Source organism: Pantoea brenneri (genome assembly GCF_038594305.1).
GTDB lineage: Bacteria > Pseudomonadota > Gammaproteobacteria > Enterobacterales > Enterobacteriaceae > Pantoea > Pantoea brenneri.
Genome location: NZ_JBCGBG010000001.1, coordinates 1,129,387 through 1,142,507, shown reverse-complemented (window position 1 = coordinate 1,142,507; position 13,121 = coordinate 1,129,387). Strand labels below are relative to the sequence as shown.

Here is a 13,121-nt window from a genome sequence, read left to right as displayed (position 1 = left end):
AATCAGTTTTATTGTGCGCTGGCGCCGATCTCTTTATCCCAGCGTCCGAGCAGCGCTTTGCGTTTCGCCGCGTCACCGTAGGTTTTGAAGTCGTAATCGATCAGCTTGATATTCTCAAAGCGTGGCGCGTATTCGGAGATCTCCGCCTTGCGGTTCGACGGCAGCTGGAACGATTTCGCCTCTTTCATGTGCGACTGCGCGTCGGCACTCAGCGCCCAGTCGTACCAGCTTTTGGCATTCGCCAGGTTACGCGCCCCTTTAATGATCGACATGGAACCAATCTCATAGCCGGTGCCTTCACAGGGGGCGACCGGTTTGATCGGGAAGCCATCGACCTCCATCGCAACCGCATCGTGCATAAAGACGATGCCGAGGGTGGTTTCGCCGCGGGCAGCGGCTTTCACCGGCGCTGAACCCGACTTGGTGTATTGCGAAACGTTGGCGTTGAGTTTTTTCAGGTAATCAAAAGCCTGGTCTTCACCCATGATCTGCACCAGCGTCGCCAGGGTGTTATAGGCGGTGCCGGAGGAGTTCGGATTGGCAATCTGGATTTCACCTTTAAAGCCCGGATCGAGCAGATCGGTCCAGCAGGCCGGTACCTTCAGCTTTTTCTCCGCCAGCAGTCGGGTGTTGTAACCCCAGCCCAGCGCACCGGCATAAACGCCCACGGTACGGTAACCGGAGATCTCCGCCACTTTTTGCGACCACGGCTGCTGCTGGTCGAGCAGCGGCGATTTATATACCTGAGTTAAGCCCTCTTCGGCGGCCTGCATATGCGGATCACCGGTGCCGGCCCACCAGATATCGGTCCGCGGATTGCGCGCCTCGCTGCGGATACGTGCATAGGCCTCCCCGGCTGACAGCCGCACCATGCTGAGATTGATGTCGGGATGAGACGTGCTGAACTGGCGGGTCATCTGTTCACAGACCACCACATCCGCAGAGCAGATCATGTTGAGATTACCGGCCGCAGCCGCCGCAAACGGTAAGGCCGGACAACTGACGATAACCGCAGCGAGCAGAGATGAGTAACGCATGGTGTTCTCCTTGAAGGCGGGGATTGCGCCTGATCGCGCTTTTTTGCACTGCTGTGCAAAGTAGTAAGGCGACCCTCAGGACGTGTCAATCAGCATGTTAAGCAATTGTAAGGTGCTGTCACAAATTTGGTACATTTTATCGCCAATACCTTTTGCACAGCCTTGCAACTTCAGGCAGACTCAAAGCGGATAACGGCAGCAGCGGAGAAAACCATGCATCAACTTAAGGCAGTCGTCAGTGCGCAGGATGTCGCTGACCGGGCGGGCGTCTCCCGCTCTGCGGTGTCGCGCACCTTTACGCCGGGTGCCAGCGTGTCGGATGCCACGCGGGCGCGGGTGATGAAAGCCGCCGAAGAGCTGGGCTATCACGTTAATCATCTGGCGCGCGGGCTGGTACGCAACCGCAGCGGCATTGTCTGCCTGATCGCCTCTGAAGTGGATACGCCTTACCGCGCCAGCCTGGTTCGCTGGATGACACAGTATCTGCAGGAAGCGGGAAAAGTAGCGATGCTGATTAATACCGACCGCTCAGATGAACGGGTCTCTGCCGCCTTACAGCAGGCGATTAACTTCCGCGCCGATGCGTCAATCATCCTCTCCGGTATGCCTGACAGCGCGATAACCCGGCTCTGTTACAAACACGGCCAGCATCTGGTGCTGATTAACCGTGATGAGTCCCTGCCCGGCTCCCTCAGCATTAACCTCGACTCGCGTCCGGCAGCCGAGATGGCGGTCAATGCCTTTGTCCGTGCCGGCTGTCAGCGCATCGCGTTTGTTAATTCACTGGCCGGCACCCCGAGCCTGCTGAAACGCGAGCGGGATTTTCTGGCGGCGGCGGAGAGAGCCGGAGTCAGCGTTCAGGTTGAGCACTTTGGCTCGACCTCCTATGAAAGCGGTCAGATCCTGGCGCAGCGGCTGCTGACCCGCAAAATCCGGCCTGACGCGGTGTTCTGCGCCACCGATTTACTGGCGTGTGGCTTTATGGATGAGGCACGCCACCGCTTTGCGCTGCGCATTCCGGAGGATCTGTGCATCGTCGGCCACGACAATATTCCGCAATCGGGCTGGTCCTCCTACAACCTCACCACTTTTGCCCAGCCGGTGGAACAGTTTGCCCGTGACGCGATACGCTGGCTGACCGAAACCGAGGCGCAGCAGGATGAATTACAGCCCGCCGCCGAACAGCAAAGCGATCGGCGGATATATCAGGCTGATGTGGTCTGGCGGGGTTCAGTACGCGGCGGGTAAACCGCCCGATTTAATTTTATCGCCGCTGCGTTTGTGCCACTAAAATAGACCTTTCCCTGCTTTACGCTTCGCTTTAAATAAGCCGACTGATTGCCGCAAATTATCACCCTGCGGCGGCGCAGCATCCCGATTTTCTGTCTATCCTTGATCAGCATTATTAATTTGTCCGGCGCTTCACTGCTCAATGAATAAGCAGTCAGATGTGACAAATATCACATTTGTGCCAGGCTTAATCACTCAGATAATGACGTTCAAGGAGCTTACAATGACGACACCAACGAACAAGACGCTCGATCTCGATCAATTTCCTAAGCCTCCTTTTGAGGAACAACCGCAACAGGCACCTGGCTTAGCCAGCAAAATGATCCCGGTTCCCGATCACGGTGAAACCAGCTACCGCGGTACCGGCCGGCTGACCGGACGTAAAGCGCTGATTACCGGCGGCGATTCCGGTATTGGCCGTGCGGTGGCCATCGCTTATGCCCGCGAAGGTGCGGATGTAGTGATCAACTATCTGCCAGAAGAACAGCCCGACGCCGATGAAGTGATTAAATTAATCGAAGCGGAAGGCCGTAAAGTCTTCGCTATTCCGGGTGATATTCGTTCTGAAGAATTTTGTCAGCAGCTGGTGAAACAGGCGGTGGATAAATTAGGCGGCCTGGATATTCTGGTTAATAACGCCGGACGCCAGCAGTTTAATGAGTCCATCCGTACCCTGAGTACCGAAGATTTTGACGCGACGTTTAAAACCAACGTTTATGCCATGTTCTGGATCACCAAAGCGGCGCTGGAATATCTGCCACGCGGCGCGTCGATTATTAATACCTCGTCGGTGCAGGCCTTTAAACCCAGCGATATTCTGCTGGATTATGCCCAGACCAAAGCGGCGATTGTTGCCTTTACCAAGTCACTGGCGAAACAGCTGGGCGGCGAAGGCATCCGGGTTAACGCGGTCGCGCCTGGCCCATACTGGACCGTGCTGCAATCCAGCGGCGGCCAGCCACAGGAAAAAGTGAAGCAGTTTGGTGCCGATTCACCGATGGGCCGCCCTGGCCAGCCGGTCGAAATCGCTCCGCTCTACGTCACGCTGGCCTCGACGGAGAGCAGTTACTCCTCCGGTCAGGTCTGGTGCTCCGATGGCGGCACCGGCACCCTGTAATCACCTTCCCCGGTGGCCGCATAATGCGGCCACTTTTTTGTCCTGCCTGCGCCCGATTTGTCAGTCGCCACAGTGAAACAAGGAAGAAAACCATGGAAAACCAGATCTTCCATCAGCCTGCCCGAGACAATGGCTTTGCGGGTCTGGGTGATTATGCCGCCATTGGCGAGGGGCGTTCAGTGGCGCTGATTGCGCCGGATGGCGCGATCGACTGGTGGTGCGCCCCGAACCTGGATGCTAAACCGCTGTTTGACCGCCTGCTGGATGCCGGTATCGGCGGCTTCTTTCAAATCGTGCCGTGCGATCCCTATCGGGTGACGCGGCGTTATCGCGATAACAGCAACGTGCTGGAAACCCGTTTTGACACCGACAGCGGCAGCGTGCTGCTGACCGAATCGATCAACAGTACGCTGGCGGGAAGATTGCCGTGGGGCGAACTGGCGCGCCGGATTGAAGGAGTCAGCGGCGAAGTGGAGTTGCAGATTATCCTGCGATTCGGCACCGCCGCTGAAACCCGTTCGCCGTGGATTGCCGACACCGAAAAAGGCAAGGTGTTCCACATTGCCGACGTGATGGCGATGTTCCGTACCAGCGACGATATCCACATCACGCTGCTGGATGATGAGCAGGTCTGCGCCACGCTGCGGACTTCGGCCGGTTCGCGCTCACTCTGCGCACTGCTGATCACCGAGAACGAGCCGCTGGCTGTCCCTGAGCTGTCCGCCATCGATCAGCGAATCGAAACCAGCCACACCGGCTGGACCAGCTGGGTGGAGAGCCTGAGCTATGACGGCAGCTATCCGGCGCTGGTAAAGCGCTCTGCCCTGTCACTGAAGTTTCTCTGGTACTCACCGACCGGTGCGCTGGCGGCCGCAGCCACCACCTCGCTGCCGGAAGGGATCGGCGGCGAGAAGAATTATGATTATCGCTACGCCTGGGTGCGGGACGCCTGCCTGATCATTAAAGCCTTCGTCTATCTCGGGGCACTGGAAGATTGTAAAGCGGCCTTTTCGTGGTTGTCGCAGACCATCCTGCGGCACGGCGTCAGGCTGCGCGCCTGCTATGCGCTGAATGGCGATGAAGTGCCGGAAGAACGTTTTCCGCCGTTAAGCGGCTATCAGGATTCCCAGCCGGTGCGGGTCGGCAATAATGCCCGTGATCAGATACAGCTCAGCATGTATGGCGATATGCTGGCCACCGCGCAGCTGTTTATCGAGGCCGGCCACGTGCTGGATATCACCACCTCGCGCATGCTGGGTGAGCTGGCTAACTGCTGTGCCGATCACTGGCGGCAAAAGGATTGCGGTATCTGGGAGTTGCCGGACCTGCAGCACTATACCCATTCTAAAATGGCCTGCTGGGTGGCACTGGACCGGGCGGTCGCGCTGGCCGAAAACCAGCACATCGAACCTACCTGGCTCGGCCGCTGGCAACGGGAACGTGACCGCATTCGTGACTGGATTGAGACGCACTGCTGGTCCGAACAGAAACAGGCTTATCTGTTTTATGTCGGCAGTGAGGACCGTCTCGACGCCTCGCTGGCGCTGGTCCACAGCTACGGCAACGCGGTCAATCCACAGCGGATGCTGTCAACCTATCGCGCTATTCATCAGGCGCTGGGCAACGGCAGCGCCATGCTCTATCGCTACAGTGGCGTCGAGGTTGAAGAGAGTACCTTCCTCGCCTGCGCGTTCTGGCTGGCAGAAGCCTGGGCGGAAATGGGCGACGTCGACCAGGCGGAACAGACGATGCAGCAGATCCTCGCGACGCTCGATCAGCACGGCAACGTGGATATTTTTAACGAAATGTTTGATGTCCGCAGTCAGAGCTGGCGCGGCAATATGCCGCAGGGCCTCAGTCATCTGGCACTGATTTGTGCGGCACAGGCTATTTCAGAATCGAAGGCTGCCGGCTGACCTGGGCCGCTGTCGGGCCAGCAGCTATTGCAGCCTGAAGCGTGGATCAAAGAAAAAAGGTTCGACCACCACGTTGCTGATAATCGCAGCGGCGGCCGGATGCGCAGGATTAAATAGCGCGTTCCACTCTCCGGTCAGGGTACTCGGAACCTTGAGGATCAGGCCGTGATCGGCGCTGGCGAGCCAGCCATCCCCAATCTCCCGGGTCGATGGCGGTGCGGGATCGGTCTGCCAGTCGGCGGGGAGCGCCGCCAGCGACAGCTCGGTGATCAGCGTTTCAGGTACGCTGATCGACAGCATCGAATAGTCGTGCGCCAGATCCTGAATGCTGAGATGCACCAGCGCCTCCAGCACGCACAGCGCCCGGCTTGATCCGAGATAGACACAGCCGATACCGACTGAATTCCAGCGGCCGCCGTAGGTGCGGGCACCAAAACCGTCAAAGGCGGTCATCGCATATTCGCTTTTCACCAGCCGGAAAAAGCGCACCGCCGCCATCAGGTAATCACGCCATGTTCAAGCTGACCAATCAGGTTGAGCACCGCTTCCGCCCCGGCAACGGTGGTGGTCATCTCTGCCGGTTTCCTGCCACCCAGCGCCTTGGCTGGGGTCTCCAGCCACTGCACCAGCCGCGCCGGATCGTCACGCAGCAGCGTGCTGGCAGCGGACAGGACGCGGATCAGCATGTAAATCCGTCCGCTCTGATCGGGCGAAAAGGTCTGCTGAGGATCTTTGACTTTGCGGTTGTAGGTACTGCGATCGATGCCTGCCAGGCGGCAGAGCCAGATTTCATCGAAGGCGGATAACGACGCGGTGCGTTTCAGCACCCCGCTGCTGAAGCCGACGGCAATCCGCTGATGCGCATCCGGCAGGGTTTCCGGCAGGTTCAGCGCATGCAACAGCGAGCTGTTGCGGCGACTGCTGGCGGGCGTATAAATGGCAATTGACATAGCACGGCCCTCTGTTCATTTGATTTTTATTTTAGCGCAAATGAACATGGTGCGCCAGCTTTACCCCTGGCGATTGCGCGCTGGCGTCAGCCCGGTGAGGCGATCAAAGAGCAACAGCCCGACTTTGCGCCGCTCAACGGCTGCGAGGTGATCCGCCCTTTCCGCTGACCCTGAGATGGCAAGGCCAGCGGGCGGTGGCGTCCCGGATTACTGCAACGTTTCCAGGATTTTCCAGGCGGTTTTTATCCGTAGCGGATTGGGGTAGTTCTTGTTCGCAAGCATCACAATGCCGGTGTTCTGCTCGGGAATAAATGCAACGTAGGCACCAAAGCCGTTGGTGGCGCCGGTTTTATGCACCCAGCTGGCGCGTTGCGATGGCACGGCGGGATTCAGTAGCGTCGCCGGCTGAGGTTTAAGCGCGACGCTGCTTTCGCTGTCAGCGATTATCGCGGCGGCACTGGCCGGCCAGTCGTAAATCTCCCAGCCCAGCCCCTGATAGAAATCACGCACTTTGAAATAGCGTGACTGGGCGGTACGAATCGCATTGCGCAGCACGGTATTGCCTGACGATAAGCGGTTAGGATCGGCATTGGCCTGCATAAAGGTCAGCATATCGCGGGCGGTAGATTTCACCCCATACGCTTCCGCATCCAGCATGCCGGGCGACACCCGCACCGGCTGCCCGTTTTTATAACCCCAGGCGTAGTCCAGCATCATTGAGGGCGGCACGGTGATGTAAGTGCGCGTCAGACGCAGCGGCTGAAACACGTTTTTCTCCATCGCCTGCTGGTAATCGCCCTTCACCATCAGCGCGCCAAACAGACCGATACTGGCATTGGAGTACTGACGCAGCGTGCCCGGCGCAGCCTGCGGTTGCCACTGCTGATAATAGTTGAGCAGCGAAGCCTGATCGGTCACCTCAACCGGCAACTGCAGCGGCAGGCCACCTGCGGTGTAGGTCGCCAGATGCAGCATCCGGATGTGATGCCACTGCGTGCCGGTCAGCTGCGGCCAGTACTTCTGCACCGGATCGTTGAGGGCGATGTCACCGTTGCGGATCATCACCCCGGCCAGCACGCCGGTGAAGGTTTTACTGACCGAGCCGAGTTCAAACAGGGTGTTTTCGGTGACGCGGCGGCCGGACGCCAGATCAGCCACACCGGCGTTAATGAACTGGGCCCGGCCTTTATAGAGTATCGCCACCGACATACCGGGAATTTCCTGCTGCTCCATCAGCGGTTCGATAGCGGCTTTAACCAGAGAAGTGACCTGCTGTGAGCTAAGATCGGCGGCAACACAGCTGGCAGAAAGGGACCACAAAACAAGGTAAGACAAAGACTTTTTCATTGGCAATTAACGGTTTCTTCACTGAATCGATTTATTTGCACTGATCGGCGCAGGCTTGCACACAGATCTGCGCTTGTGAGCTGCACGCCCCGGTATCACGGGTATTACAATGGGATCGTTCGACATAACAGTTGGTCTGACAGGCGGAGACGTCGCATCGCGCGGCGGCAGGCGTCAGCTGAGGCAGCGGCGCACGCGCCGGAAACTGGGGTGCCGGTTGAGCGAAGGCGCTGCTGCCCAACAGTCCGGACAGCAGCAGGCTGATGAGTATTTTCATGATTGATCTCCAGATGAACGCTGTCCTAAGTATGACTACTCTGGCACGCGTCGTCTGAGAAATCTTATCAAATTGGCAGGACAGGTGGGTGTTGAGTGACGTTGATCACGCCGCGGCGATAAATATCATGCAGACGGACAATATAGCGCTGCGGATCGTGCTGATCTTTAATGCGCAGGATCGCCGCCTCCCCTTTCTCATGCAGCATTTCTGGCCGTTCGAAGATGGCGAGCAGCGTCTGCTTCAGCCCGTCCACCAGCGCCTGGCGCAGCTGCGCTTTCTGCTGTGGCGTAGTGATGCTGTATTCACGATCGCCATTCAACGTACCGCCAATCACCCAGCCAGCGCTGGCCGGATTAATTTCCGGTAAGGCGCGCACGTTGCTGGTAATCACCGGGCAGCCGCTGGCCTGCATTTCCAGTACTGAAAAGCCGTACGTCTCCTGCCAGGTCGGCAGTAAGCCGACATCGCTGCGGCGGAACAGCTGCAGCAGCGCCGCGTTTTCCAGCCGCGCCAGATGCGTGAAGCAGCGATAGCGGCCAATGCGGCTCTCAATTGACCGATAGAACGCCTCGTCATCCTGATGTTGCCGGTGTGCCACGTTGTGACGTTTGGTGAGATCGCCAATTAACTGCACCTCCAGCTGCGACTCATCCAGCTTTCGTTCTTCAATCAGCTCGCTCACTGCCAGCACCACTTCGGCGCCGCCTTTACGGTAGAACTCATTGCCGGCGAACACCAGGCGGAACACGCCCGGCTGACGTGGCGCTTTATGCGCTGTGAACAGGGTTTGTGGCGGATGCAATACCACCGTTTTACGTCTGATTTGCTGCGCAACGCCGCCCCCGGAGGGGAACAGTTTCATCTGAATATTCAGCGTCGCGTCTGAAATGGCAATCAGCCCCAGGCAGTTATCTTTCAGCAGATGGGGGATCAGCCGCTGCAGTTCGGGATTATCCTGCTTCGCCACGCCCGGCACCGGCAACACCCGGGGTAATTCAGTTTCAAACGAGGCAACCCATTTCTGACGGGTTATGGCGACTTCATTAAACAGATGCAGGATGTCGGGCCGCGATGCGGGTGAAAATGGCACGGGCAGAAAAACAAAAGCTTTATTTTTTTTGAGTAAGCGCGTCCGTAATGGGTTAATAAAGTAAAACAGATTGTACTTTTTGAGATTAATATATTCGTTTTCCGGATTAACCAAAATATTGCGCTGCTCCGGATAGTGGTTATTAGTGATTCCGATTTTCATGATCGTATTCCAGAGTCCTTGAGTCCCGGATAATCTATATCATGCAATCTGACAAGCTGCGCCTGCGTAATATCCTAAAAACCGTTTTCACCGCCCGCTGGCAGAAATATTTATCATTGCCCAGGGCGGTTTATTCCTGGTTTGCCCGGCCAGCTAAAAAATTAATGCAGATTATTTACATCCGTGTCTTTTCTTCCGGCGGTAACTCACTGATTCCCTATGAAGAATGATCTGACAACAACCGGCGCGCCAATAATTATGTGTAAGTTTAAATATTTGTTAAAAATAAACCATGCCAGCCTGTCAGCAATTAGTTGATAACAATTCAACTAATCAGTTTTATTACACTGACCTGAAGGCTGACGTACTGAGAAGCGTGCAGATAATCTTAATCCGGGCGGTCAACAGCTAGGCCTGATGGTGAAACTAATGATACAGCGGCGGATTTTTAGCGCCGGTAATGCACTGTTTTAGCGCGCCAGTCTGCAACATAACCGTGCGTCTACGCCGTCTCCCGTTCGCCCCGCCGCGCCTGTTAGCTTCATAACTATCTGATTCTACTGTAAACAGCAACGCATCACCCGCTGAACTGCGCACTGGTACAAAAGTTGCAACAACAGCATCAGGCAGACAGGAGATAAACATGAAAGCGATCGTTATTGGTGGCGGCATTGGCGGGATGAGCAGCGCCATTGCGCTGGAAAAAGCGGGTATTGAGGTTGAGGTGTTCGAAGCGGTGAAGGAGATTAAGCCGGTCGGAGCGGCGATTTCAATCTGGCCGAACGGCGTTAAATGCCTGAATGCCCTCGGCATGAAGGCAGCGCTGCGTGCACTGGGTGGCAACATGGCCTATATGGCTTATCACGATGCAGTGACCGGTGCCGCGCTAACCCGTTTCAGTATGGCGCCGCTGGTGCAGCAGGTCGGTGAGTTTCCCTATCCGGTGGCGCGCGCCGAACTGCAGGCGATGCTGATTGATACTTTTGGCCGCCAGCGGGTCAATTTCGGTAAGCGGGTCATTCAGGTTGAACAGAGTGATAACGGCGTGATTGCCACCTTTGCCGATAACAGCCAGGCGAGCGGTGACTTTCTGGTTGCGGCTGACGGCACCCATTCGGTGATCCGTGAATATGTGCTGGAACAGGCGCTGGAGCGGCGTTATGCCGGTTACGTCAACTGGAACGGTCTGGTGGAGATTGATGAGAGCATCGCGCCCGCCGATCAGTGGACCACGTTCGTTGGTGACGGCAAGCGCGTATCGCTGATGCCGGTAAGCGACAACCGCTTCTACTTCTTCTTCGACGTGCCGCTGCCGAAAGGATTGCCGCAGGATCGCACCACGGTCAAAGCCGATCTGAGCGGCTATTTTGCTGGCTGGGCCGCACCGGTGCAGCAGCTGATTGCGGCGATCAATCCCGAGACCACCAATCGGGTTGAGATACACGATATTGAACCCTTCAGCCGCTTTGTTAAAGGACGCGTTGCGCTGCTCGGTGATGCGGCCCACAGCACCACACCGGATATCGGCCAGGGCGGCTGTGCGGCAATGGAAGACGCTATTGTGCTGGCTTCGACGCTGGCATCGCATTCGCTGGGTATTGAGGATGCCCTGCTGCGCTATCAGGCGCGCCGGGTTGAGCGGGTCAGGGATCTGGTGCTGAAAGCGCGTAAGCGTTGTGACGTCACCCACGCCAAAGATCCGGCGGTGACCGAGGAATGGTATCGTTCACTGAAAAGCGAAACCGGCGAGCGGGTGCTGGCCGGAATGTGTGAAACCATTGAAGGCGGCCCGCTGGGTTAGTCCGGCCGCCTCCTCTTCATCCAGCGGGCGACATGGCCGCCCGCTGAGTGCATTACTCCGCCAGCCCGCGATTCTTCAGCATCGGCTCCAGCTGCGGCGGACCGCCGCGCCAGCTTTCATACAGGGTTTTCAGATCGCTGCTGTTACCGCGCGACAGAATTTTCTGACGGAAAATATCGCCATTCTCCCGCGTCAGGCCGCCCTGTTCGACAAACCACTGGTAGCCATCATCGGCCAGCATCTGGGTCCAGATATAGGCGTAGTAACCGGCGGCATAGCCTCCGCCCCAGATGTGCTGGAAATAGCTGGAGCGATAGCGCGGCGGCACCGCCGCTAACGCCAGCTTGTCGCTCTGCAGGGCCTGCTGTTCAAAGCCGTCGACGCTTTGCGGAGCCTGATCGCCGGTCAGGCTGTGCCAGTGCAGATCCAGTAACGCCGCAGCCAGCAGCTCACTCATCTCATAGCCTTTGTTGAATTTACCGGCGCGGACAATCTTTTCATGCAGCGTGGCGGGCATCGGCTCTCCGCTCTGATAATGGCGGGCGAACTGGCGGAACACCTGCGGCTCACTGGCCCAGTGCTCGTTGATCTGCGACGGAAACTCCACAAAATCACGCGGAGTTTCGGTGCCTGACAGGCTCGGATAGCGCTGGCTGGCAAACAGGCCGTGCAGTGCGTGACCAAACTCGTGAAACACGGTGATGACCTCATCCCAGCTCAGCAAGGCAGGCTCACCGGCCGGCGGTTTGGTGAAGTTGCAGACGTTATAGATCACCGGCTTACTCTCAAGCAGCGTCGACTGGTTGACGAAGTTGCTCATCCACGCCCCACCGCCTTTACTGTCACGCTTGAAGAAGTCGGTGTAGAACAGCGCCAGCGGCGTCTGGTCGGCATCAAAAATCTCATATACCTGCACGTCGGGATGGTAAACCGGTAGATCCTGGCGTGGCGTAAACTGAATGCCGTAGAGCTGAGTCGCCGCCCAGAACACCCCATTCTGCAGCACGCTGTTCAGTTCAAAGTAAGGTTTGATCTGACTCTCATCCAGATCGTACTGCGCATGGCGCACCTGTTCGGCATAGAAGTTCCAGTCCCAGGCGCGCAGGGTGAAATTGCCCTGCTGGCGATCGATGGTCTGCTGGATGGCCGCCGCTTCCCGTTCAGCCCGCGCCCGTGCAGCAGGCACGATATTGCGCATAAAAGCAAAAGCAGCATCCGGCGTTTTTGCCATCTGATCCTGCAGCTTCCAGTCGGCATAACTCGTAAAGCCCAGCAGCCGGGCCTGCTCCGCCCGCACCTGCGCCAGACGCAGCACCAGCTCGCGGGTGTCATTCTCATCGCCTTTTTCGGTGCGGGTCATGCCAGCATGGAACAGCGCTTCGCGGGTCTGGCGATCGCTCAGACTCTGCAGCGCCGGTTGCTGAGTGGTGTTTTGCAGCACCAGCAGCCAGGCATTTTCCAGTCCGCGCGCGCGGGCTTCTGCCTGAGCGACCGCTAAATCGGCCGCCGCGAGGCCCGCCAGTTTCTGAGCCTCATCCACCACCAGACCGCCCGCCTTGGTGGCCGCCAGCAGCTTATTGGTGAAGCGGGTGCTGAGGCGCGCCGCCTCCTGATTCAGAGCTTTGAGCTGGTGTTTCTGCGTTTCCGGCAGATTGGCACCCGCCAGCTGAAAGCGCTGCCAGATCACCTCGACCAGCCGTTTTGATTCAGCGTCGAGTTGGGCGCGCTGCAGATACACCGCATCCAGCCGCGAGAACAGCGGCCGGTTGAGCATAATATCGTCGTTGAGTGCGGTAAGCTGCGGGGCGATCTCTTCATCGACCTGCTGCAGATACGGGCTGGTGTGCGCCGACGTCATAGCGCTGAACACCAGATTCACCCGGTTCAGCAACTGCCCACTCTTCTCCAGCGCCTCATAGGTATTCAGAAAGGTTGGCGCATCGCTGCTGGTGGCAATCGCCTCGACTTCGCGGCGTTTCTCTTCAATGCCCGCCTGTAACGCGGGCAGGAAATCCTGCTCCTCGATCTGATCGAACGGCGGTGCCTGATAAGGCAAGGTGCTGACGCTAAAGAAAGGATTCTGACGGGCGTTCATGATTCGCTCCTGATGGGCATCGCAAAGTCTTATCCT

Annotated in this window: 12 protein-coding genes; 5 read left to right on the top strand and 7 right to left on the bottom strand. The window is 57.6% G+C overall.

Annotation, left to right across the window (positions count from 1 at the left end):
• Nucleotides 1–8: 8 nt before the first annotated feature.
• On the bottom strand, nucleotides 9–1,037 hold the full coding sequence (locus tag AABB92_RS05275) for an ABC transporter substrate-binding protein (RefSeq protein WP_031376714.1): 1,029 nt from the start codon (nucleotides 1,035–1,037) through the stop codon (nucleotides 9–11).
• A gap of 213 nt (nucleotides 1,038–1,250) precedes the next feature.
• Between AABB92_RS05275 and AABB92_RS05270 the strand changes: the two genes are divergently transcribed.
• From AABB92_RS05270 to AABB92_RS05260, 3 genes are all read left to right on the top strand, one after another.
• A complete protein-coding gene (locus AABB92_RS05270; protein ID WP_046288311.1) occupies nucleotides 1,251–2,285 on the top strand; it encodes a LacI family DNA-binding transcriptional regulator in 1,035 nt (344 codons plus the stop codon).
• 265 nt (nucleotides 2,286–2,550) lie between these two features.
• On the top strand, nucleotides 2,551–3,444 hold the full coding sequence (locus AABB92_RS05265; RefSeq protein WP_031376715.1) for an SDR family oxidoreductase: 894 nt from the start codon (nucleotides 2,551–2,553) through the stop codon (nucleotides 3,442–3,444).
• Between the two features lie 92 nt (nucleotides 3,445–3,536).
• Nucleotides 3,537–5,360 (top strand): glycoside hydrolase family 15 protein, encoded by a 1,824-nt coding sequence (locus AABB92_RS05260; RefSeq protein WP_031376716.1) that lies wholly within the window; start codon nucleotides 3,537–3,539, stop codon nucleotides 5,358–5,360.
• 24 nt (nucleotides 5,361–5,384) lie between these two features.
• Here AABB92_RS05260 and AABB92_RS05255 read toward each other — a convergent pair whose 3' ends face one another.
• The 5 genes from AABB92_RS05255 to AABB92_RS05235 all read right to left on the bottom strand — a co-directional run bounded on the left by AABB92_RS05255 (nucleotide 5,385) and on the right by AABB92_RS05235 (nucleotide 9,189).
• Nucleotides 5,385–5,858 (bottom strand): RES family NAD+ phosphorylase, encoded by a 474-nt coding sequence (locus AABB92_RS05255; RefSeq protein ID WP_031376717.1) that lies wholly within the window; start codon nucleotides 5,856–5,858, stop codon nucleotides 5,385–5,387.
• Nucleotides 5,858–6,310: a type II RES/Xre toxin-antitoxin system antitoxin gene (parS, locus tag AABB92_RS05250; protein WP_031376718.1), complete on the bottom strand. Its 453-nt coding sequence runs from the start codon at nucleotides 6,308–6,310 to the stop codon at nucleotides 5,858–5,860. The genes AABB92_RS05255 and parS overlap by 1 nt, the downstream gene beginning before the upstream one ends.
• A gap of 207 nt (nucleotides 6,311–6,517) precedes the next feature.
• Nucleotides 6,518–7,657, bottom strand: a complete 1,140-nt coding sequence (gene ampC, locus AABB92_RS05245; RefSeq protein WP_031376719.1) for a class C beta-lactamase — start codon at nucleotides 7,655–7,657, stop codon at nucleotides 6,518–6,520.
• Nucleotides 7,658–7,688: 31 nt separating this feature from the next.
• The gene (locus AABB92_RS05240) at nucleotides 7,689–7,934 is read right to left on the bottom strand and encodes a hypothetical protein (protein ID WP_031376720.1); all 246 of its coding nucleotides are present in this window, start codon (nucleotides 7,932–7,934) and stop codon (nucleotides 7,689–7,691) included.
• A gap of 67 nt (nucleotides 7,935–8,001) precedes the next feature.
• The gene (locus tag AABB92_RS05235; RefSeq protein WP_031376721.1) at nucleotides 8,002–9,189 is read right to left on the bottom strand and encodes a glycosyltransferase; all 1,188 of its coding nucleotides are present in this window, start codon (nucleotides 9,187–9,189) and stop codon (nucleotides 8,002–8,004) included.
• Between the two features lie 41 nt (nucleotides 9,190–9,230).
• On the opposite strand from AABB92_RS05235, the gene AABB92_RS05230 reads away from it, so the two are divergent.
• Together AABB92_RS05230 and hpxO are read left to right on the top strand one after the other, a co-directional pair.
• Nucleotides 9,231–9,419 (top strand): hypothetical protein, encoded by a 189-nt coding sequence (locus AABB92_RS05230; RefSeq protein ID WP_031376722.1) that lies wholly within the window; start codon nucleotides 9,231–9,233, stop codon nucleotides 9,417–9,419.
• A 413-nt stretch (nucleotides 9,420–9,832) separates the two neighbouring features.
• Nucleotides 9,833–10,990: an FAD-dependent urate hydroxylase HpxO gene (hpxO, locus tag AABB92_RS05225; RefSeq protein WP_031376723.1), complete on the top strand. Its 1,158-nt coding sequence runs from the start codon at nucleotides 9,833–9,835 to the stop codon at nucleotides 10,988–10,990.
• A 52-nt stretch (nucleotides 10,991–11,042) separates the two neighbouring features.
• Here the strand turns inward: hpxO and dcp are convergent, their stop codons facing one another.
• Nucleotides 11,043–13,085: a peptidyl-dipeptidase Dcp gene (gene dcp, locus AABB92_RS05220; RefSeq protein WP_046288310.1), complete on the bottom strand. Its 2,043-nt coding sequence runs from the start codon at nucleotides 13,083–13,085 to the stop codon at nucleotides 11,043–11,045.
• Nucleotides 13,086–13,121 lie beyond the last annotated feature (36 nt).